Here is a 22,771-nt window from a genome sequence, read left to right on the forward strand (position 1 = left end):
TGACATGATGTGGTCTTAATTTCGATGATCGTCTGTAATATGCCGTTGCGGTTTTTCTAACAAATGTACCGCAACGGTGTAGCTTAAATTTCAGAATATGACTTGTCTGAGAGTGATGATTGTCACATTAATCCCGGATTAAGCAATAGGATCAGTACTGATAATGTGAAAATCAAAACGATTATTCCCTACATGAACCAGCTTCAAGTTTTTAGGGAAATTGAGACCTTCATCGACAGTTGCAATACCGACAGCATCATAAGAAAAATAGAATGACCCGTTACCAATATATTCTCCGGTGTTGACATTTCTTACATAAATTGAAGTGACTATCTCTTTCTGTACCAATAGTTCGTTAACGACAGTATAATTATCATCTGTTGTTGCGTTAACGTCGATTGTTTCTTGTTCTTCTCCATTAAATATCTTGACAATCATAGAGAATTTTATATCTGAATGAGTATCGTCGATGATTCTTAGTGCAACCAGTTTCGTATCTTTCTGCATAATTCTGAATTTAGATAATCCTCTGATTTCTCTATCGATATCTGGATTATCGACTACCCACTCATAATATTTACTCTCTGGATCGTTATAATGGCGCCATGCATGGACTTTTGATAACTTGCCAATTTTTACTGAACGGAACTTATCGTTAAGATTGGAAGGGAGCGATATAATTTTATCTAGCTCTGGGTAATCATGTGACTTACCCTGATAGTTTTTTTCTTCGAAAAATGTGACGCCGGTAATTAATTCTTTTGTCATTCTTTTACTCCTTAAAGTTAATGTAAGTAATATATATACCCGTCATCTTTCAAGTTGCCTCTTTGTTGGCTGCACTCACTCACCCCAGTCACATAGTTATCTATGCTCCCGGGGATTCGCTCCCTGGCCGTCGCGATGCATCTTGAAATCCATAGGGTATAGGTTGCCAAGAAAAAAATGTTCCCATTAATAAACTCCTATGTAATGTTTTTCTGGAAGTATACCCGATTGTATTAATGCGAAGTATATAGTATTTGCTCGTTTCTACTATTTTTACAAATTGGCTTTTTATATATGATATTTGCTAATAATAATTTATTCGTTCCTCATCTTTAGATGTGATATATCCAGTCAATAAAGGAATAATATTCGATAGGTTAATATTAAAATTAGCATAAAAATGTATAAAGTAAAGCTGTTTAAAAAGTACCTAATAATATCTTGATAATTATATTAATATAGTCCAACTAACTGTTTGAAATATGAGAGTTTGATACTTTTAGTGAGTCTTGTATCTTAGGCTTGGTATTCAATTTAATTGTGAATATTTTTCATGTTTGGTGTTTTGAGTAGATGTTATAAGATTGTTTTTTATTAATAATATTATGAAAATACCTAGAATTAAATATGCAATAATGTAATGGTTGGATGTTTCTATAATTTTTAGAATTAATCGTTAGGGAACTATTTATCTCAAAGGAAATAGATTATGATCATTGTTCCTAGGGATATTGATTTAATGTTTTTTTAGGTTAAATTATTATTTAACTTTTTAGTTATAAATTTTTATGAAAAAAGACAAATAACAGTGAATGGCTAACTGATTGTTAAAAATTTATTTTATTGGCAAAAATGAATACACCGTTGCGGTTTTTAATGATATTCCGCAACGGTGTTGCTTAAATTTTCAGAACGTAGCCTGTCTGAAAACAATGGTTAATTATTGTTACATTATGACCGGATTAGTTAGAAAAATCGGTACTGATAATATGAATATCGAAACGATTACCACCTACATTAACTATTCTGAGATTTTTAGGGAAATTAGCTTTCTCATCAATAGTAACAACACCATTTGCATCACGATAGAAATAGAATGATCCGTTATTAATATATACTCCAGTACTGGTATTTCTTATTGCAATGGCAGTGACTAACTCGGTCTCAAATGGCAGTATACCAACCAGTGCATAATCATCATCAGTTGTTGTTTCAACTGGACCCACACAATGTGTATTCGTGAACATTGAGAATTTAATACCTGAATAAGTATCATCAATAAGTCTTAATGCAACTAGACAGGTATCTTTTGGTGCTACTTTGAACTTAGATAATCCTCTAATTTCTCTATCGATATCTGGATGATCGTATTCCCATTCACGATAGCGTTGACCTGGTTCACAATCGCTCTGATGACGCCATGCATAAACTTTTGATAGTGTTCCAATTCTTACTGAGCGGAATCTGTCGTTGAGATCATAAGGCAATGGAATAATAACATCATTTTCTGGATAATGGTGCGCTTCACCCAGAAAGTATTTTCTATCGAAAAAAGTTGCACCTGTAACTAACTTATTAGTCATATTTTTCTATTCCTTAAACTTTATTTTAAAAAAAACGTCATCTTTCTTTTTGAAAGCGATATGAGAATACAGTGAGTGTGGGTTCTTGTATTTAATAAAATATAATGAATAAGCATATTAAATTGTTGCCAATATAACACCAATATAATTGACATATCATTTTATGCTGATAATTGAAATAAAGATTCTGAAATTAAAAATAATTGAAGATTCCTATCAAAAGACACCTTTATTGGGGTAGGGAATTATTCCCTAATGTAATTGATAATTTCTTGTATATGGCTCAGTAGTGAATAATTAGATATTCATGGTATTTGATAATTATACCTCTCTGTTTAATGTTTAGATAATGTGGAAATAAGAATGGCTTTATCTCGTGATATAAATTTATGGGGGCGGGATAGTTACCACTTTAAATGAATGTGTTTAAAATATTATCTTAAATAGCCTATTTCTATAGGCTATTTGACAAATATCATTTTTCGCAATGGTATTTATTTTACTCGGTGAAAACTCACTAATTCAGGTTGTGCGATTCGGTGATAATCTTGAGTGTTAAGAATCACTGAGCGTTCAAGACTACCGGCATTGAAAGCCAGTTCATCGAAACGTTCAAACAATAAAGGGTCTGCGACTAGTTTCAGATCTGGACGGAAACTAAAAGGTGGAATAGCGCCAAACACACATTGAGTCAGTTCAAAAACTTCTTTAGGGCTTGCCAGTGAGGCGCGGTTGCCACCGATCTGTTTTGCCAGTGAAGAGAGGTCGGCTTGTTGATCCGCAGGCAGTACAGCGAGTACGTATTGACGGAATCCTTCCCCTTTAACATGGCAAACTAACCCTTTTGCTCCTTGTCCAAGTTGCGTACCACGGATTTTTGCAACTTCTTCGGAACGTCCGGCGGTTGGATGTTCCACCACCCGATAGCTGGCATGATGATTATCGAGTAATGCAGTCAGGCGGTTAAATATTTCGTTAGAGGGCAAAATAAACTCCTAAGTAATAATCTTGTGAATTGATATATTAATCTTATCGATTATTGTATTTATTATATTGCTAATTACATATATTACCAATAGGGAAAATTATCAAATACTATTTTGATAAACATCATCTAACTCTACCGATGTATATGTTTATATTTTTTGAATTATATGGTTTAAATAGAACTATTATTTATGTTTGTTGCAAGAGCAATGATCTGTAATTCCATTAGGTGATTTTTAAATTTTAATTTTTATATATTTTCATTCTAAAACTATTTTAATATTAAGGAATTATCAATGATGACTACGACTTTTTTTATGGCCTCAGTAAATATGTTTGGTGCGGGTTGTTTGGTTAAAGCGATAAATACGATGAAAGTTGATGGTTACAAACGAGCATTGATTGTGACTGATCGTGTTTTAAGTAAAATTGGAGTGGCGGAAAAAGTTCAAGCTCTATTATCTGATGTTGATATTGAGAGTGAAATCTATGATGGAACCCATCCGAATCCGACGACAGTTAACGTTGAGGAAGGTTTGGATATTCTGCGTCAGCATAATAGTGATTGCGTTATTTCTTTAGGCGGTGGGTCGTCACATGATTGTGCAAAGGCGATTGTGTTAGTCGCTGCTAATGGAGGAGATATCCGGGATTATGTAGGTATTGGTCGTTCATCTAAACCGCATTTGCCATTAATCTCTATCAATACGACTGCGGGTACTGCGTCAGAAATGTCACGTTTCTGTGTCATTACCGATACTGAAAGCCATATTAAAATGGCCATTGCTGATAAGAAAATAACACCTGTTTTGTCTGTGAACGATCCAGAATTGATGGTGGGAATGCCGAAAGGGTTAACCGCCGCAACCGGAATGGACGCAATGACTCATGCGGTTGAAGCCTATGTTTCTACTGAGGCTAACCCAATAACGGATGCTTGTGCACTGAAAGCAATCTCGATGATTAGTCACTCTTTACGCCAGGCAGTCGCAGATGGGAACAATATAGAAGCACGTGAAAACATGGCTTATGCACAATTCTTGGCGGGTATGGCGTTTAATAGTGCATTACTGGGGTATGTTCACGCCATGTCTCACCAATTGGGTGGTACTTATAATTTACCACACGGTATATGCAATGCTGTTTTGTTACCACACGTTCAAGAGTTCAACGCTAAAGCAGTTGCGGGGCGTTTGAAAGATATCGCCGCCGCGATGGGGGTAGATGTAAGCGCTATGAATGATCAGCAAGGGGCTGCGGCATGTATTGCTGAAATTCGTAAATTGTTAAAAGATATTGGTATTCCGTCGGGTCTAGCGGAACTGAATGTCAAACTAGAAGATTTACCAGAGTTAGCAACTAATGCTTTGAAAGATATATGTTGTTTGACTAATCCGGTTCAGGCTACCCACGAGGAAATTGTTGCAATCTTTAAAGCTGCTATGTGATTTTGGCATCCTTTTTCAGATAGGGGAGCAGTGCCTAAAAGGCGACGTGGACGTCTACGTCGCCTGACAGTCGTTTTTCGTGTGACTGTTTTTGCCCTTTTCATCTACCGGAAAAGGGCTGTAGATTGTGGTTACAGAGGGAAGCGATATATAGAATTGTATGTATTCGCTGTACCTATTTCGCAGGGCATGATTAATAAAATAACCTAACAAAATAGGCTGTTAATTATTCTTTGTTCACGTTAATGATGCGATCTTGTTTAGGATAAGCAATAGGAGATTTTTCAGCGAAATATTTCATTACTGCATCAACGTCAGGCACGCTATATACAGGATCAATACCTTCGTTAAACACAGAAAAGTTACTTCCCCCTGTTGCTAAAAATTCGTTAGCAACCACACGGTATTTTCGATTTAATTCAACAGGTTCACCATTGATTTTTATTGAGCTGGCAATAACACGATCGCCTATTGGTTTGGTGCTATCCCACTGATATTCAAAACCATTAGAAACCGCTAAAACTTGCGAACGTGAACGATCCCATTGTTGTTCCAGCAGACGTTTAATTTGTTCGCCGGTTAGTGTCTTAGTTAATAATATATTAGAGAATGGCTGAACAGCGTAGATAGCATTGTAAGTTACCTCACCGCTAGTCATGTCAGCACGAATACCGCCGCTGTTCATAAATGCAATTTGGGCGCCGCCACTCTCTTTAGATGCAGCAGTATACAAATGTGCATCTGCAATCACTTTACCCAGTGAAGATTCACCAGCGCGATTAGTTTGCCTATTCAGGTCGCTATCCAACTTACCAATGACCCGGTTTGCCAATGGAGCGGCTATTTTTTCATATGCATCCAATATCTTAGTTACTTCTGGATCTTTTTCATATTTACGGTTATCAACCCAAATATTTTTTGCTTTAAAATCCACAATATCCTTAGTGTATTTGTCTAGTTTTAGATCCAAATTGGTTATTAACGCGCCGTTAGCTTGTGCGGAAGTGACTGGCTTACCATTAACCACACAGTTGTATGCTTGATGCGTGTGACCAGTAATGACGAAATCAATTTCTTTATCCAGTTGGTTAACAATGTCTAGAACCTTACCGGTTAGATCATTACAGGTATTCACATTAATACGCCTTCCATCACGTTTCTGTTCAGCGCCTTCATGAATCAGAACACCTATTGCTTTAATACCTTGTTTCTGTAGTTCAGGCACTAAAGCATTAATGGTTTTAACTTCGTTAGCAAAGCTCAAACCTTCGGTTCCGCTTGGTATCACGATCTTTGGCGTACCTTCCAGAGTCAGACCAATGAAAGCCACCGGAATGCCTTTAAATTTTTTAATGATATATGCAGGAAATAGGGTTTTACCCGTTTGATTGACGGTGACATTTGCTGCCAGATACTGAAATTTCGCCCCCGTAAATGGTTCTAGCCCCTGACAGCCAGTCATAGGATGACAGCCGCCATTCTGTTTACGCAGTAGTTCATCCTTACCTTTATCAAACTCATGATTACCAACGGCAGTTGCTTCCAAACCTACTTTGGATAGTGTTTCAATCGTTGGCTCATCATGGAACATTGAAGAGAGTAATGGGCTTGCACCGATCATATCACCAGCACCAACGACAATATTGTTAGGGTTCTCTTTCTTTAACTCCTTGATTAGCGTGGACATATGTTCAATGCCACCTGATTTGTTGGGATCTGGTGCTTTCAGGGAGCCATGAAAGTCATTCATAGCCAGCACACGAACATCAATAACATCTGTTTTATCGTGACCGGGTTTAATGACACATCCGGTCAATAGGGTACTGCCAATCGCCAAAAAAATTAATTTATGCTTATTATTCATCTTATTATCTCTTGGTATCGAGTTCACGTTTTGGACAGTCAATCACTTTTAAGTCTTTGCTGTAATAAATGTAAAACTCATCACGATTGATCTGAATGGTTTTATCTTTAATATGGTACTTCGACGAACAAAAGCAGATTATTGTACTTGGAAATTGAAAAATATTTATCTAAATCAAAAGTATAGGTTTATTTTTTATAATTAAAGGTATTTGTATTTACATCATGCAGGTAGTAACCCGCAGATAGACTACTTTCGATGCGATTCCAGTGCTATTTCACATCAATACCATACAAATCCATTTTCTAAATAAGATCGGTTTTTGTGGGGGAAGATTTTGATCTTGAAATAGGCAATTAGTTCGATTTTTTATCCAGAATTCAGGTTAGTAATTCAAATCCTATTTGAATGAAACCTTTTCTTACTGAGAAGGTTGTATTTAAATGAAATCATATAAATTTAAAAAAACCATTCGGGCCAAATACCTATCTTTTTATTTAATGTGGAATTAATTGCCTCCCCACAAACCGATTAATAGGCTGTGTCTAAAAGTAACAGCCGATTCGCAAATCGGCTATTTTGAGGTGAAGTTGTTTTTCAATGGTGAAGCTGGAATGGAAAATCAATTGTATTGACGGGATAAGGAGCTAAAATTAGACTGTCTTCTGTCTTCTGTCTTCTGTCTTCTGTCTTCTGTCTTCTGTCTTCTGTCTTCTGTCTTCTGTCTTCTGTCTTCTGTCTTCTGTCTTCTGTCTTCTGCTTCATCTTTCCCGTAATCGACGAATAACACGGCTAAGATCCAGCTCTTGATCCTGTAGTAGAACCATTAGGTGATACATCAGATCTGCCGCTTCATTCGTTAGCTCTTCTCTGTTATTAACTACCGCTGCCAAAGCAGTTTCTACTCCTTCTTCACCCACTTTTTGAGCGATTCGTTTCGTACCGCTGGCATATAATTTTGCGGTGTATGAGTGGTCAGGGTCGGCTGTTTTGCGACTTGCCAGCAATTTTTCAAGCTGATAAAGAAATCCCCATTCAGTTTGTGCCGGAGCAAAGCAACTGCATGTACCAGAGTGGCAGGTAGGGCCGATTGGGTCTGCAAGTGCCAACAGAACATCATTGTCACAATCAGGATAGATGTTGACCAAATTAAGAAAGTGGCCGGAGCTTTCACCTTTGGTCCACAGACGTTGTTTACTGCGGGAAAAGAAGGTTATTTTGCCCGAACGGATAGTGGTATTCAGTGCTTCTTTATTCATGTAACCCATCATTAGGACATCGCCGGATATAGCATGTTGCACAATAACCGGCATCATATAAGCGACTTTTTCCCAATCCAGTTTTTCGATTTGTTGTGCGGTCAGCAAGTTCTTATCTCCACGCCTTGTTGTGAAAGGTACTGTTTTAATTCACCAATATTAATAATGTGTTTATGAAATACAGATGCTGCTAGTGCTCCATCGACATTTGCCTGTTTAAAGGCATCAAGAAAGTGTTCTGGTGCGCCTGCGCCGCCAGAGGCAATAAGAGGGACATGACAAACCTCGCGCACCTGTTTTAGTTGAGCCAGATCATAGCCATTGCGAACACCATCCTGGTTCATCATATTGAGTACGATTTCACCTGCACCACGGCGTTGCGCTTCTTTTACCCAATCGAGGGTTTGCCATTGAGTAGCCTTTGTGCGTTTTTCGTCACCGGTAAACTGATAAACTTGATAGCCGCCGGTGTTTTCATCAAACCAGGTATCAATCCCTACGACGATGCATTGAACGCCATAACGATCGGCTAAACGGGTAATTAAGGTTGGATCGGCCAGGGCAGGGGAGTTGATAGAGATTTTATCTGCCCCAAATGAGAGGATTTGCCCTGCGTCTTCGATGGTTTTGATCCCACCGGCAACGCAAAAAGGAATATCGATCACTTCCGCAACTTTGGCGACCCAACTTTTATCAACTACCCGTCCATCAGATGAGGCGGTGATATCGTAGAAAACCAGTTCATCTGCCCCTTCCTCAGCATAACGTTGAGCGAGTGGCACAATATCGCCGATAGTTTCGTGATTGCGAAATTGAACACCTTTAACCACTTGTCCATCACGAACGTCAAGGCAAGGAATTATGCGTTTTGCCAGCATTGAATTGCCTCCGTCAGGGTAAATTTCTCATCAAGTAATGCACGACCAATAATAACCCCGGCTACACCGCTGGCAGGCAGAGAAGCGATATCATTTAATGTGCCGATGCCACCTGAAGCCTGAAACGCGATTTGTGGATAGTATTGGCAAATTGACCGATATAAGTCGACATTTGAGCCAGTTAGCGTGCCATCGCGGGAAATATCGGTACACAGTACATATTTCAACCCGTAAGGCAGATATTGCTCAATAATCTGTTCCAGAGTGACAGAGGAGTTCTCTCGCCAGCCATTGATGGCAATCTGTTTCATGCCTGTATCGTTGATACGGACATCCAGCGCCAGCACAATATTTTCCGCACCATAACGTTTAAACCATTGGGTAACTAGTGCCGGTTGTTTTATGGCGATAGAGCCAATTACGATCCGGTTGGCCCCTGCGTCAAGCAATGTTTTCACATCTTCTTCTGTACGGATGCCGCCGCCAACTTGAACAGGTATAGAAACCGCTGCAAGTAATTTGCGCAGTAAAGGGATCTGGCGGGCGGATGGATCTTTAGCACCGGTCAGATCGACCAGATGGAGCCGTTTTGCTCCCTGTTGTTCATATTGTTGAAAATGAGACAGGGGATCGTACTTATAGTCCCGTTGTTGAGCATAATCCCCCTGATGTAACCGTACTACTTTGCCATCAATCAAATCTAATGCCGGTATAATCATTGTGCTTACATCTCCAGAAAATTCTTTAATAGTCTGGCTCCGGCAGCACCGGAACGTTCAGGGTGAAACTGCACGCCAAAGAAGTTATCTTTGGCGATTGCACTGCTGAAAGTATTACTATATTCAGTTTGCGCAATGGTGTAGGTATTCAGCGGGATCGCGTAGCTATGGACAAAATAGAAATAGGCATTGTTTTCAATACCACGGAATAACGGGTGTCCGGCTTTTGGCAGAACTTGATTCCAGCCCATGTGTGGCAATGGAAGCCCATGAGTAGCCATTTTTTGGACGGGGGAATCAATAATTTCGAGTAGGGTGATATTATCACTTGTAACATTATCGCTTTCTTCGCTGGTGGCAGCGAATAGCTGCATGCCGAGGCAAATACCTAACACAGGTTGGCTGAGTACTTTAATTAATGGTATAAGCTCCCGTTGTGTCAATTGATCCATTGCGGCATTGGCAGTGCCGACGCCAGGCAAAAGTAATTTATCTGCTGCCAGGATCGTCGCTGCTTCCTGGCTGATTTGAGGTTGATAGCCTAATTTTCGGATGGCATAAGCTACCGATGCCAAGTTGGCGCAGCCAGTATCGAGAATGACGATTTTCATCACAGAACCCCTTTGGAACTAGGCAATGTATCGCCTTCTATCCGAATCGCCTGACGTAGTGTTCGACCAAAGGCTTTAAACAGGCTTTCTGCTCTATGATGATCGTTGCTGCCTTTCGTTTTCAGATGCAGCGTACAGGCCATTGTATAAGAGAGTGAACGAAAGAAGTGCTCAATCATTTCAGTGCTTAGATCACCCACCCGCTGGTGTTTGAATTCAGCTTTATATTCCAGATGAGGGCGACCAGAGATATCGAGAGCACAGCGGGCAAGGCATTCATCCATTGGCAACACAAAACCAAAGCGGCAGATGCCCCGCTTATCTCCCAAAGCTAGTTTCAGTGCTTCCCCCAATGCCAGGCCGGTATCTTCAACGGTGTGGTGATCATCAATACAGAGATCGCCTTTAACCTGAACATGCATGCGGAAACCTCCGTGGGTGGCAATCTGATCCAACATATGGTCAAAAAACCCGACGCCGGTATTGATATCGCTGCCGCCTTCACGGTCGAGCCAAACGTCAATATTGATGGATGTCTCTTTAGTGACACGTTGAATGTGAGCATGGCGATCTTTATGGGTCAGTTGTTCACTGATGGCGGACCAGCCAAAGTTTTTCGGATGATAACGTAATCCCTGAATGCCCATATTTTTTGCCAGTTGCAGATCGGTTTCCCGGTCGCCGATCACGTAGCTGTTAGCGGTATCCATCGATCCTGTTGCCAGATATTTTTCTACTAGTTTGATTTTTGGCTTACGGCAATGACAGTTCTCTTCTGGTTTGTGAGGGCAGATTAAAACTTCATCAAAATGGATGCCTTGAGAACTGAAAATCTGCATCATCAGGTTATGTGGCGGTTCAAACTGTTCTAATGGAAAACTGTCTGTGCCAAGACCATCCTGATTGGTGATCATAATTAGCCTGAACCCCGATTTTTGCAAGGCAAGCAGCGCAGGAATAACCTCGGTTTCCAGTGCCAGTTTATCCAGACGATCAACCTGAAAATCGGTTGGCGGTTCAGTGATCAGCGTACCATCCCGATCAATAAAAAGGAGTTTCTGGTTCATCAGTTTGTTGTCTCCTTTGGTTGTTCATTTATAGTGGAAAGGTTGTTGATGGCTTCAACCACCTGCTCACACTCTTTACGGCTGCCGATGGTGATCCGCAGACAACCCTCTAAACCGGGCTGTTTGCGCTGATCGCGCAGGATAATGCCCTGATGCCATAATGTTTTGAAAACAGTTTCTGCGTCATAGAATTTCACCAATATGTAGTTGGTTTCACTGGGAAATACCTTTTCAACGATAGCCAATTTATTCAAGGTTTGTTGCAAATAATCGCGGTTCTTCCTGGTCTCAATGACGCGTTTTTGCATAACGGCGATGCCTTTTGCTGTCAGTGCTTGTGCTGCAATATCCGCAACGGGAGTAGAAAGCGGGTAAGGTGCAATCACTTTTAACAACAGAGTGATGATATCCACAGATGCGAGAGTAAATCCACACCGCAGACCGGCTAAAGCAAAAGCTTTCGAGAGGGTTCGCAAAATGACTAAATTTGGATAGTTTTTTAGCCAGCTTGCGATACTATTTTCCGGGCAGAATTCAATATAGGCTTCATCGATAGTGACAATTGCACGATTGGCGGTCAGTTCCAGAATTTTACGCAATGAATCAGGATTAATTGAGTTTCCTGTTGGATTATTAGGGCTACAGATATAGATCAATTTTACCCGGTCAAGGTTATTTTCAATCGCTTCGATATCCAGTTGCCAATTTTCCAGTGCGGCAATTTTCTTTTGTTCGACACCAAAAGTTTCAGCGCTGACACTGTACATACCATAAGTCGGAGGGCAAAACAGAACCGCGTCTTGTCCGGGTTCACAAAATACGCGGATGAGAAGTTCAATGGATTCATCAGCACCCCGACAGGCTAGCACTTGCTCAGGTTGTAATCCGACATAAGCGGCATAATGACGGATAACCGAGGCTGGCTGGCAGTCAGGATAACGGTTTAATGTTTGCTCAGTGCATTGGAAATCAGGCGCTAGTGGGTATTCGTTGGCATTCAACCAAACATCACCCTTGCCGCCAAGGCGACGGGCAGACATATAAGGTGTTAATTTGCGGATATTTTCTCGTGCCAACAGATTGGCATCAAAAATGTTATTCATATTCACTCCTTATCTGCAATATTCAGTGCAGCTACACGTAAAGTGACGGCGTTTTTATGGGCGGTCAGTTGTTCTGCTTGCGCTAGTGTTTCAATGGTCTGAGATAGGTTCAGTAGCCCTTGTGGCGTCAGTTGTTGAATTGTCATGCGCTTTAGGAAATCTGCCAGACCAAGGCTGGAATAGGTTGAGGTGTAGCCATAAGTTGGTAATACGTGATTGGTTCCTGATGCGTAATCTCCCGCAGATTCCGGCGACCAGTCACCGAGGAAAACAGAACCGGCGTTAGTGATTTTTTCAACCAGTTGCTCTGGCTGACGGGTTTGGATAATCAGGTGCTCTGGGCCATAGCGGTTGCTGATTTCTACACATTGTTGCAGGCTTTTTGTCACAATAATCCGGCTGTGCGCTAGTGCTTTGGCGGCAATCTGGTTGCGAGGAAGCAGGGTAAGCTGTTTTTCGATTTCCGCTATCACTTTCCTGGCTAATGTTTCATCAGGTGTGACCAATATCACTTGTGAGTCAGGGCCATGTTCTGCTTGTGAGAGTAAATCGGCAGCCACAAAAACGGGGTTTGCCCCCGCATCGGCGATAATAAGCAGTTCCGATGGGCCAGCAGGCATATCAATGGCGGCACCATCTACACGCTGACTAACTTGTCTTTTGGCTTCGGTAACATAAGCGTTACCTGGACCAAAAATCTTATCTACTTTGGGTACGGATTCTGTTCCAAATGCCATAGCGGCAATGGCTTGAGCGCCACCAATCTGGAATATTTCCGTAATTCCACACAGTGTGGCCGCATAGAGAATTTCATTGGCAATCGGTGGTGGGGAACAAAGTACAACTTTATGGCAACCCGCTATTTGAGCAGGTGTTCCGAGCATCAAAACGGTAGAAAGTAATGGTGCAGATCCGCCGGGGATATAAAGCCCGACAGAATCAATAGGCCGTGTTACTTGTTGACAATAGACCCCAGGTTGGGTTTCTACTTCGATCTTTATAGGTTTTTGCGCTTCGTGGAAGACGCGGATATTATTCATTGCCCGTTGCATTGCCTGTTTAATGTCGTCATTCAGGCTGTTTTCCGCGGCGGCGATCTCTTCCGGCGAAATACGGATATTTTCAATAGCCATTTTGTCGAAACGGCGGCTGAATTCACGCAGAGTGTGATCGCCATATTCTTTTACCGCATGCAGAATTTGCTCCACTGTACGGGAGATTTCTTCGGAAGCTGAAATAGCAGGGCGTGTCAGTAAAGCGCTTTGCTGTTCATCATGGCATTTTTGCCAATGGATCAGGGTATCGAAACGGCTAGTCATTTTCGTTTACTCCATCATCTTTTCAATCGGCAATACTAAAATGGAGCTGGCGCCAAGGGATTTAAGCTTTTCCATCGTTTCCCAAAACAGTGTTTCACTGCTTACCATGTGCATGGCAACGCGGTTCTGATCCCCCGCCAGCGGTAGAATCGTTGGACGTTCTGCCCCAGGCAGCAGAGCAATCACTTCTTCCAGTTTTGCACTTGGTGCGTGCAACATGATGTATTTGGATTCACGGGCTTGGATCACCCCTTGAATGCGAGTCAACAGTTTCTCAATCAGTTGCTGCTTATCGGCGGGCATTTCACCATCACGTTGAATAAGGCAGGCTTTGGAACGGTAGATAATTTCTACTTCCCGCAGGCCATTCGCTTCCAGTGTCGCGCCAGTTGAAACCAGATCGCAGATAGCGTCTGCTAACCCGGCGCGTGGGGCAACTTCAACTGAGCCATTTAGCAGACAGGATTTAAAGTGGACTTTTTTCTGATCGAGATAACGTTTTAACAGATGAGGATAAGAGGTTGCGATACGGGCATTTTGTAAACATTCGACGCCGGTATAGTTGTAGTCTAGAGGCGCGGCCAATGAAAGGCGACAAGTGCCAAAATCAAGACGGCGTAAAGTGAAATAACGTGGATCTTCTCCTTGAGCGCGACGGTTTAATAGCTCTTCTTCCAGCACGTTTTCACCGATAATACCCAGATCGACAACGCCGTCCATAACCAGCCCTGGAATATCGTCATCACGTACTCGCAAGATATCAATTGGCATATTCTCTGCGAATGCAATTAGGCGCTGTTGTTGCAGATTGATTTTAATACCACAGCGAGCCAGTAATTCTCGTGAATCTTCGCTTAATCGGCCTGATTTCTGCATTGCGATACGTAAACGTGATTTATCTAACATTTTTATCCCCACTTAAAATCGTAAACATAAAAAAACCCTCGGAAGGATTCTTCCGAGGGTTTTCATCGCATTCATGCCACCGGAAGACCCGCTAAACGTCTTCCAGCACACAACCGCCTGAAAGACTAATCAGGATGATGATGGTGGTAATGGCTAAATTGAATGCGGATCATAATGGTTTCTCTTTATTTATTATTGCTATTGGTAACTGTTTGCTGCCGGCTGTTTTTATTCATTGACCGGTAGAGGTTAAATTTTTTGCTCGCTATTCAACCTATACGATTTGACGGACTAAAAGCAATCTATTTTTTTAATAATCAATTTATATTGTAATAATGTTTTGTTTTTACTCGAAATATTGTTTTCTATGAGAGAGATACAGGACCAATAATAACAGTGGCTTAATGTTCAAATTGTTTGCATAATCAAAATAATATCAGGCATATAAGGAGTGGTGATGAAAAAAGTTTCCATTATCGGTCTGGGGTGGTTGGGGATGCCATTAGCTAAGGCATTGAGTCGCAGTGGTATGCAAGTTGTTGGCAGTAAAACGACGTCAGATGGTGTAGAGGCAGCACGTATGTCTGGTATCGAATGTTATTTGTTACAACTGGAACCTCAGATCAATTGTGCGCTTGATGATTTAGAGCAACTGATGGTAGCCGATGTGATGATCATCACTTTACCGGCAAGTCACACGGCGGGGGGCAGTTATAACTACGTTAAGGCAGTTCAGTTAATTGTCGATACTGCTCTTTCATACTCCGTGCCAAGGATTATTTTCACCAGTTCTACCTCTGTTTATGGTTTTGTTGCTGGCAATCTCAATGAAGATGCGCCTTTTTGCCCTGAAACGCCTTCCGCTCAGGCATTGGTTGAATTAGAGAATTGGTTGCACAAACTGCCAAATATTTCCGTTGATATTTTACGTTTAGCCGGTTTGGTAGGCAGTGATCGTCATGCCGGGCGTTTTCTGGCGGGCAAAAAGGACGTTAAAGGGGGGAATCAGCCGGTCAATTTAGTTCATCAGGATGATGTGATTTCAGCCATTAACCTATTAATTCAGAGGAGTGACGGTGGGCATATTTATAATTTATGTGCGCCTGTTCACCCAACCAAAGCTGAATTTTACCCTAAGGCCAGTAATCAGCTTGATTTAGTTCCACCTGAGTTTTCCAGAGAAGAAACTCAGGTGCGCAGCAGAATTGTTGATGGCAGCCGTATTTGCCAGGAGTTAGGATTTAAGTATCAATATCCCGATCCTAGATGGATGCCAATGAGCTGATTTTTCTCAACTTAACTCGATCATGACAATTTCTTTGAACGCTGGTCTTTCTGCCATTAATTGATACCAGCGTTCAATATTTGGTAGAGATGGACGTTTGATTGGGATGTTAAGCCAAGGATAAATCATGGGTCCTAATGCAATATCAGCTATGCCAAATTTATCGCCAGAAAGATATTTCTGTTCTGCCAGAGTATTATCGAGTACTTTCATCAGTTTTTCGATTTCAGTCAGAGTTTGTTCTATTTGTTTTTGATCCCGCTCTGCTTCCGGTGTACGAACGAAACCTATCACGAGTTGTTTGATATGAGGAAACAGATGTGAACCAACCCAATCCATCCATTTATCGGCATTTGCCCTTTCCTGTAGATCTTGCGGATAAAGCACATCTTTGCCAAATTTTGCTGCAAGATAACGAACGATTGCGTTAGATTCCCACAAAATAAAATCGCCTTCTTGTAAACAAGGGATTTGCCCATTTGGGTTCATTTTTAGATATTGTGGGTCGTCCAATTTGCCAAATTTACCGCCAATATTGATCTGGTTGTACGGTACATTGAGCTCTTTCAGACACCAGAGCACTTTTTTTACATTGGAAGAGTTTTTACGGCCCCAAATGGTCAGCATGGGCTTCTCCTTGAATTGGGATAATTAAGAAAGTCGGTTATTTGCTACCAATATGCTTTATTGGATTACATGAAAACCAATGATCAGCACAATCTTTACACTGTTTATGTTGGTTTCTTATCGTACAACATTTTATATTAATAAGAATTTGACATTTTTTCTTATTAAATAAAGGGGAACGATGATGAAGAAAAGTCTGGCGATGAAATGTGCTACTGCGGTGCTGACAGTGGCATTAATGGTAAGTGCCCGTGTTTATGCATCGGATGAACCTGTCGTTCCACCAGTGGACGCTAGAGCTTATGTGTTAATGGATTATGACAGCGGTAAAATCTTGGCAGCGGGAAATCCCGATGAGCGGCTCGATCCAGCCAGTCTGACAAAAATTATGACCAGTTATGTTGTTGGTCAGGCGATAAAAGCGGGAAAAATCACGCCGGAAGATATCGTTACTGTGGGAAAGGATGCTTGGGCGACGGGTAATCCCATATTGAAAGGTTCTTCTCTCATGTTTCTTAAACCCGGTGATAGGGTAAAAGTGATCGATTTGAATCGTGGCGTTGTCATTCAGTCTGGCAATGATGCCAGCATTGCTTTAGCTGATTATGTGGCGGGTAGTCAGGATGTATTTGTTAGTCTGATGAATAATTATGCAAAAGCACTTGGGTTGACTAACACCCATTTTCGCACGGTTCATGGATTGGATGCTGAGGGTCAATTCAGTACTGCGCGTGATATGGCGATATTGAGTCAGGCCATGATCCGTGATGTTCCTGATGAGTATGCCCTGCATAAAGAGAAAACATTTACCTTTAATAAAATCCAACAGCCTAACCGTAACCGATTGTTGTCGAATAAGAATATAAATGTTGACGGTGTGAAAACAGGATATACCAGCGGCGCTGGTTATAACCTGGTTGCTTCAGCGACAGAGGGACCTATGCGGCTGATTTCTGTTGTACTAGGTGCGCCAAGTGATCGGGTTCGTTTCGCCGAAAGTGAAAAATTACTTGCATGGGGACTCCGTTTTTATGAAACAGTGACCCCCATTAAAGCTAGCGAACCGTTTGTTTCAGAAAAGGTTTGGTATGGCGATCGTTCAGATGTTGCTCTTGGCGTGGAAAAAGATGCGGCAATCACCATTCCTCGCGGGCAGCTAAAAAATCTGAAAGCCAGTTACACGTTAAATCAGACGCCATTGACAGCGCCTTTGGCGAAAAATCAGGTTGTCGGCGTGATTAATTTCCAATTGGGGGATAAGGTGATTGAGCAACGTCCTTTGGTGGTTAAAGAGGCGGTGGAGGAAGGGGGCTTTTTCAGTCGTATTTGGGATTTGATTGTGATGAAAGTGAGTGGTTGGTTTAAGGCGATTTTTGGTTGATTTGACGTCAATGTGTGGTTTATGCGGCGGGTTGGGGGGAGTTATATTCTGCCTTACTTAGGGCGCGGCATTTTGCCGCGCACGTTTTACGCTTATTTTTTTTCATCCAGAGAGCAACGTTTGTTGTTTTTTACAGCAGATCCGTTGTACCGGCCTTTGAATAATAAGACACCATCAGGTTTATCTTGCCAGTAAGCCCATAATTCAACCTCAGTTCTAACATGATGACCAATATTTTCGTAGCGAATATGCGTAGGTGATAAACCTCGATAATTGCGGGTTGATGTTCCTTCATACCGGAGTTCATAGCTATTAGCGAATCCTGTTAAATCGCCACTTCTGAATAGAATACAGGTTGCTACGTCATGAAACTCTACCCATCCATTAAGCGGTTTATTTTCACCTTCAGTTTCTATTTCAAAGACAATGACATTTTTGCCAGTTTCAGTTTTACCAAATACCATCAGTTTTCCATCTTCAATGGGGTGTAATAAGGATATTGAATTCTTTTCTGGATCTATAATCAAACCACCATATTCAACCCCATTGACATTGGCTGTGTAGTTGGGAAAACGACTAACATTGCCTCCGCCGAAAATAACAAGAGGTTCCTGAGGATTTGAAACATCAAGTTCACCAGCAAAAGGTCGGACAGCATCACCGTCAGAAAAAATCTTTTCACTTTCTCCAGTGCCAATAGCACCATATATCTCTATTTTACTGTTCCAGGCAACTTCATCTTTTGCTATGGGAACGATAATGAGATTCTCAGAAACTAAGATCGGTGGAGATTGGTAAGTAATCCCCTCAAATATAACATCATAAACATCAAAAAATTCAACACTGCCCTCAACAAATTTGACGGCTCTATGCCATGCTCCATCGTAGAAATGATCTGTTGCGTAACCGGAGGATGGCTTTTTAATACGTTGGCTTTCTTCTGACATTTTATCACCTATTATGAAGAGAAATGAGTGAGAGAAAAATAGATATTCAAGCATTAAAAATAGTAGTAAGCGTTATTGATATTTGTCAAGAAAATGGATTTTAATTATTTTATAGGTAATATTAGATAAGAAATTAATTTGTAAAAAATTAAAATATTAATGTCCATAAGTAGATTTAATACAATTGTTTTAATATGTTGTTATTGGGTGTGTTAAATGTATGATCAATAAATTTATTAGGATTAATTTCAGGTCTATTATTATCTTTTTATTACTCTTCTAGGTTTTTATTTTCTATTTGAAATGATTTTTAGATTCATTGCATATAGATTAATGACACCAAAATAGCATTATTGAAATAAGATATTATTTATTAATTATTGTGAACTTAAAGCTGTGTTGTCAGAACAGGCAGAACCTTGTGATTAAGGTCCTGCCTGGAGAAGGGAATCTCTGGTAGAAAATACTGTTAGTTTTTACTCAACGTTAGCTTTGTTCTACCAGAGAGATACTACACTCAATTTCTATTGTAGCAATAAGGAATTAGGCGCAGCTATTTAGCAATTTATGACTTGATATTAAGAAGCCAACAATGTTGCGTTGTAGATATAATTGTAACCACCAGGAGAAACTGCTGATGAAGAAGTTATATTTACACGTTTGTTATTACTGCAAGCGTTCAGAAGAAGATGATACAGTGCAGCACCTCTGTAGTCCTGCGCATTCCACCATAACAGATAGTTAAATTTGCCGTTAGGGAATTGCATAGTTACAGTCACTTGCAATTGGTTTTGATCAGGTGCAGCCTGAACTGAAGTTACTGTACCAACAGCGAAATAGTAATTAGGAGTTGGAGAAGTGTTTTCAGGTTTATTTTCTGTTGCCGCTTCATTAGAAGCAGGATTTGCGTAGTTCATCGTGTTAACCTTTTAATTTAATGTAATTGAACAATAGAATTTTTTACCAAAATGTGCAGAACAGTAATTTGTCCGCCGAAGAAATATAAGATAATTGGTAATTGTAATCCATATTAAAAGTTTATCTGTGTTATATAATTATTGATGCTGTTAAAATGTTGCCAATAATATATTTCCTCTAAATGGTTATAATAATCAAAGGTATAACTCTAATCAAAAAATAATATTGATATTTATTTCGTGTCGTTGAAATTAAAAAATTAACAATCTGTTCTAGTAGGTATTATTTATGCAGGATGTTCTTATTAATAGAGTATGGGTGAGAAATAAGCTGTAGGCATTGAAATGAACAGCCAGTATGTAGTGAATGGTTTAAATTTCTGTTTTCTAGTTAATATTCAGATAAAACATTATGAAATTATTATTACCCTATAATATTTCGCATAGATATATATAACTGCAATGTTTGAAATTAATTAATTTGAATCTATTTTAATGTTAATAATGCCTGAGTGTATGATATTTTATTAATAATTATATATTGCGAATGTTATTGATGTAATTACATATGTTGTTAATTATTCACAGTGTACAATAATGGGATATTGTTATACCTTGTCTTTTTAAGATTGAATGGGGGCTGTGTTCTATCCTAAAGGTGGTTTTTATAAGAAATGTTTTCGAACGAAATTAAATTTTGATAATAATATATTGATATTGTCTGTGTGAAATAGATAATTGGTTAATTAATTGTAATTTTTTGTGGTTTTATTTTATATTGTTTTTATGAGTTTATATTTTTATATTAAATACAACGGCAGGCAGAGCGTTAATATTACGCTCTGCCTCAAATAGGGTAAAATGTGCTGTTGTAAAAGTCAGCTTCATTATACCAAAGAAATGTTGTGCCAAACTCCTATCACAAAAGTACTGTATGTTACGATTAATGAAATCGCTTCAATCAGATAGAATTTCTATTAGGAATCTATTATTTGGCTCAAGCATTTCACAGGCGATTATTTTACATAGAGATTTCTACGCAATTAATATAATCGCAACCGAGAGGACCCACTTTTCCTACGGTTCCTATCTTCACATCTTTCTTCGCGCAAAGCGCTTCCATCAGAACTTTATAAATCGCCATGCCTCTATTGTCTAGCAGATTCCATTTTAAAAGCATTTCTTCAGATGTGCCATCAAGCATTAATACAGTCACCATGACTTGCATAACTTTGTCTGGCATAACTTTCATTGCAATGACTTTACAGCTACGTAACATTACGTCGTCTATCATATCTTTGTCTTTGATTAAAGAAGGATGCATGTCGTTAATCATAATATAAACTCCAAAATATAAATTAATTAATAAATGACTTATATTGTCTCTGAATAATTAACGGAAAACCGTTTGTTTGAGAAATATAAGGTGGTTGGTACTTCTACTATAAAAGCAATCTACATAAGAAATTTTTTTCGCACTAAAAATATAGGACATTTAACATTTTTAATTGGCATATAACATTTTCTCTAACACATATAACTATAGGTGCCATTTATAGGTTGTCAAATAAATTTGAAAAAATAATGTAATTAATTGATAAGTAGAGTTATATTGCTAAAAATAGAAAATAAATTGTCAACATGATAAATATAAAACAACCGGAAGTTTTTATATTTCATATAATTAGATCAAATTAAAATGTTATTTGTAATTTATTTGTTTTGAATGATTAGCTTGATAATTAAAAATTTAAATTATATTTTTAATTGTTGTAAATAAATATGGTTAATTTATTTATTTGAAATTTATATAAATATTAATGTAAATGAGATATTGTATGTGTTTTTTATAAAAAAAACTTTTCTTTATGAAGTATTGGTCTATTATTTAAAAAACTCAATAGTAAATAAAATAGCCATGCAAATAACTATTTCAATATTAAGACTAAATTGTATTAGAGCAATTTTCTATTTATCAATAGAAGAATGTTATTAGAAATAAAATAATTAGAATTCATTATTCTATTGAATATAGACGTAGATTGCTTATTCTTGGCAGGGAGTTAATATGTGCATTTAGTGCCTTAGCAGTAACATATTTGAGATAATGCCTGGGAGGTAGTTATCAATTGGCATGACAATATAGCGTTAAGTCGTTGTTGGAAAAATAATTATCGTTTTCTAATGGGCGTATAGGCTCACTGTTCTATGATGAAGGTGGTTATATGTCATATCTTGATCCGTTAGCGCTTTCTATCCGTTTCGGAAATCGCAATAACTTAAGTGCTGACAAGCGATGGACGGATAAGCCTAATCCTCTCCGTATGCTTAATCAGGAGCAATTTACTTACATTTATGAAGATAGTTTGCATTTTCTTTATGGTCGATATAGATTCAACCCAAGTAATGGACGCGATAATATTTTGACCGATATACAGGTGTCGAAAATCAAGACTGGGAAATATATTGATCAATATGGTCATGATGAACAGTATGAAGTTCTTGGTCTCCTTGGCGGTATGGGAACATTTCCTTTACATTCAATATTCGGTACGTTCAGAACAGAAGAAGTCGATCTGATTAGTTATTATTTTTATATTGCATATGTATTGACGGGTAATTATTCCGTTCATAACCGTTATTTTTACCAAGGTTATCCAATGGGGCCTAATAACGATGAGGGGTTAGATTATCATCTTATGTGGAATGCCGTTGATATCATTCCGCCGCCGTATAAACCGGGTTTACCACGATATTTCCCGCTGATTAACGGTTATATTCTCTTTCCTTCAACAACCGAGGCTGTAGTTATCTCTAATATTCCTACTGATGCCAGATTTATCCGTCTTGAAGAGACAGGCAATAGGTTTCCTTTTACCGGGGAGATTGCGACCAAGACGCCTTATATCCTGACAGATAAGTTGCGTCAACAATGGGACGAAGAAGAGGAGCAGGGGGTGCCAATAGATGAACGCGGATATTTTAACGAGGACGATTTATGGCAATATGATGAACAGCAAGGGGATTGGGTGAAGTGGAGGGAAGCTTAAATTTTTCCGTCGGTTAGCTCATATCATTATTTGGTTGCTGTTCGTTTAAAGA

General features: G+C 39.4%; 21 protein-coding genes and 1 other annotated feature. Of the genes, 4 read left to right on the plus strand and 17 right to left on the minus strand.

The window, feature by feature from the left end; all coding sequences use genetic code 11:
- Window positions 1-138: 138 nt before the first annotated feature.
- From EAE93_RS00290 to EAE93_RS00300, 3 genes are all read right to left on the minus strand, one after another.
- Window positions 139-768 carry a beta/gamma crystallin domain-containing protein gene (locus EAE93_RS00290; protein ID WP_110091442.1) on the minus strand — a complete coding sequence of 210 codons (630 nt, stop codon included), beginning with the start codon at window positions 766-768 and terminating at the stop codon, window positions 139-141.
- Window positions 769-1,730: 962 nt separating this feature from the next.
- Window positions 1,731-2,351, minus strand: a complete 621-nt coding sequence (locus tag EAE93_RS00295) for a beta/gamma crystallin domain-containing protein (RefSeq protein ID WP_036814691.1) — start codon at window positions 2,349-2,351, stop codon at window positions 1,731-1,733.
- 494 nt (window positions 2,352-2,845) lie between these two features.
- Window positions 2,846-3,337 carry a YbaK/prolyl-tRNA synthetase associated domain-containing protein gene (locus EAE93_RS00300; RefSeq protein ID WP_214038818.1) on the minus strand — a complete coding sequence of 164 codons (492 nt, stop codon included), beginning with the start codon at window positions 3,335-3,337 and terminating at the stop codon, window positions 2,846-2,848.
- 297 nt (window positions 3,338-3,634) lie between these two features.
- Here EAE93_RS00300 and yiaY point away from each other — a divergent pair, with 297 nt between their 5' ends.
- Window positions 3,635-4,786: an L-threonine dehydrogenase gene (gene yiaY, locus EAE93_RS00305; RefSeq protein ID WP_214038819.1), complete on the plus strand. Its 1,152-nt coding sequence runs from the start codon at window positions 3,635-3,637 to the stop codon at window positions 4,784-4,786.
- Window positions 4,787-5,012: 226 nt separating this feature from the next.
- On the opposite strand, the gene EAE93_RS00310 is transcribed toward yiaY, so the two are convergent.
- The 10 genes from EAE93_RS00310 to hisL form a co-directional block, all read right to left on the minus strand.
- Window positions 5,013-6,650 carry a bifunctional metallophosphatase/5'-nucleotidase gene (locus EAE93_RS00310; protein ID WP_214038820.1) on the minus strand — a complete coding sequence of 546 codons (1,638 nt, stop codon included), beginning with the start codon at window positions 6,648-6,650 and terminating at the stop codon, window positions 5,013-5,015.
- Window positions 6,651-7,411: 761 nt separating this feature from the next.
- Window positions 7,412-8,017: a bifunctional phosphoribosyl-AMP cyclohydrolase/phosphoribosyl-ATP diphosphatase HisIE gene (hisIE, locus tag EAE93_RS00315; protein WP_214038821.1), complete on the minus strand. Its 606-nt coding sequence runs from the start codon at window positions 8,015-8,017 to the stop codon at window positions 7,412-7,414.
- Entirely contained in the window at window positions 8,011-8,787 is a 777-nt protein-coding gene (gene hisF / locus EAE93_RS00320; protein WP_214038822.1) for an imidazole glycerol phosphate synthase subunit HisF, read from the minus strand. The genes hisIE and hisF overlap by 7 nt, the downstream gene beginning before the upstream one ends.
- Window positions 8,769-9,506 carry a 1-(5-phosphoribosyl)-5-[(5-phosphoribosylamino)methylideneamino]imidazole-4-carboxamide isomerase gene (gene hisA / locus EAE93_RS00325; protein WP_214038823.1) on the minus strand — a complete coding sequence of 246 codons (738 nt, stop codon included), beginning with the start codon at window positions 9,504-9,506 and terminating at the stop codon, window positions 8,769-8,771. The genes hisF and hisA overlap by 19 nt, the downstream gene beginning before the upstream one ends.
- Before the next feature lie 5 nt (window positions 9,507-9,511).
- Window positions 9,512-10,117 (minus strand): imidazole glycerol phosphate synthase subunit HisH, encoded by a 606-nt coding sequence (gene hisH / locus EAE93_RS00330; protein WP_036814679.1) that lies wholly within the window; start codon window positions 10,115-10,117, stop codon window positions 9,512-9,514.
- Entirely contained in the window at window positions 10,117-11,184 is a 1,068-nt protein-coding gene (gene hisB / locus EAE93_RS00335; RefSeq protein ID WP_036814678.1) for a bifunctional histidinol-phosphatase/imidazoleglycerol-phosphate dehydratase HisB, read from the minus strand. The genes hisH and hisB overlap by 1 nt, the downstream gene beginning before the upstream one ends.
- Window positions 11,184-12,287: a histidinol-phosphate transaminase gene (gene hisC / locus EAE93_RS00340; protein WP_036814677.1), complete on the minus strand. Its 1,104-nt coding sequence runs from the start codon at window positions 12,285-12,287 to the stop codon at window positions 11,184-11,186. Before hisC ends, hisB begins: the two co-directional genes overlap by 1 nt.
- A gap of 2 nt (window positions 12,288-12,289) precedes the next feature.
- Window positions 12,290-13,606, minus strand: a complete 1,317-nt coding sequence (gene hisD / locus EAE93_RS00345; protein WP_214038824.1) for a histidinol dehydrogenase — start codon at window positions 13,604-13,606, stop codon at window positions 12,290-12,292.
- A 6-nt stretch (window positions 13,607-13,612) separates the two neighbouring features.
- A complete protein-coding gene (gene hisG / locus EAE93_RS00350; RefSeq protein WP_046395504.1) occupies window positions 13,613-14,512 on the minus strand; it encodes an ATP phosphoribosyltransferase in 900 nt (299 codons plus the stop codon).
- Window positions 14,513-14,538: 26 nt separating this feature from the next.
- Window positions 14,539-14,662: a sequence feature (His leader region), on the minus strand.
- Entirely contained in the window at window positions 14,638-14,685 is a 48-nt protein-coding gene (gene hisL / locus EAE93_RS25450; RefSeq protein ID WP_109791964.1) for a his operon leader peptide, read from the minus strand. Its footprint overlaps the feature before it by 25 nt.
- 284 nt (window positions 14,686-14,969) lie before the next feature.
- Here hisL and EAE93_RS00360 point away from each other — a divergent pair, with 284 nt between their 5' ends.
- Window positions 14,970-15,797 carry an SDR family oxidoreductase gene (locus EAE93_RS00360; protein WP_214038825.1) on the plus strand — a complete coding sequence of 276 codons (828 nt, stop codon included), beginning with the start codon at window positions 14,970-14,972 and terminating at the stop codon, window positions 15,795-15,797.
- 6 nt (window positions 15,798-15,803) lie between these two features.
- On the opposite strand, the gene EAE93_RS00365 is transcribed toward EAE93_RS00360, so the two are convergent.
- A complete protein-coding gene (locus EAE93_RS00365; RefSeq protein ID WP_036814671.1) occupies window positions 15,804-16,424 on the minus strand; it encodes a glutathione S-transferase family protein in 621 nt (206 codons plus the stop codon).
- Window positions 16,425-16,605: 181 nt separating this feature from the next.
- Here EAE93_RS00365 and EAE93_RS00370 point away from each other — a divergent pair, with 181 nt between their 5' ends.
- The gene (locus EAE93_RS00370; RefSeq protein ID WP_214038826.1) at window positions 16,606-17,805 is read left to right on the plus strand and encodes a serine hydrolase; all 1,200 of its coding nucleotides are present in this window, start codon (window positions 16,606-16,608) and stop codon (window positions 17,803-17,805) included.
- Window positions 17,806-17,897: 92 nt separating this feature from the next.
- Here EAE93_RS00370 and EAE93_RS00375 read toward each other — a convergent pair whose 3' ends face one another.
- The 3 genes from EAE93_RS00375 to EAE93_RS00385 form a co-directional block, all read right to left on the minus strand.
- Complete coding sequence (locus EAE93_RS00375) at window positions 17,898-18,752, minus strand: hypothetical protein (protein WP_214038827.1); 855 nt, start codon at window positions 18,750-18,752, stop codon at window positions 17,898-17,900.
- Window positions 18,753-19,330: 578 nt separating this feature from the next.
- A complete protein-coding gene (locus tag EAE93_RS00380; protein WP_036780031.1) occupies window positions 19,331-19,669 on the minus strand; it encodes a hypothetical protein in 339 nt (112 codons plus the stop codon).
- Between the two features lie 1,021 nt (window positions 19,670-20,690).
- Window positions 20,691-21,005 carry a hypothetical protein gene (locus EAE93_RS00385; protein ID WP_036814664.1) on the minus strand — a complete coding sequence of 105 codons (315 nt, stop codon included), beginning with the start codon at window positions 21,003-21,005 and terminating at the stop codon, window positions 20,691-20,693.
- An 889-nt stretch (window positions 21,006-21,894) separates the two neighbouring features.
- Between EAE93_RS00385 and EAE93_RS00390 the strand changes: the two genes are divergently transcribed.
- On the plus strand, window positions 21,895-22,719 hold the full coding sequence (locus EAE93_RS00390; protein ID WP_110086317.1) for a hypothetical protein: 825 nt from the start codon (window positions 21,895-21,897) through the stop codon (window positions 22,717-22,719).
- Window positions 22,720-22,771: the final 52 nt, after the last annotated feature.

Origin of the sequence: Photorhabdus akhurstii (assembly GCF_018448925.1) — a bacterium.
Lineage (GTDB): Bacteria > Pseudomonadota > Gammaproteobacteria > Enterobacterales > Enterobacteriaceae > Photorhabdus > Photorhabdus akhurstii.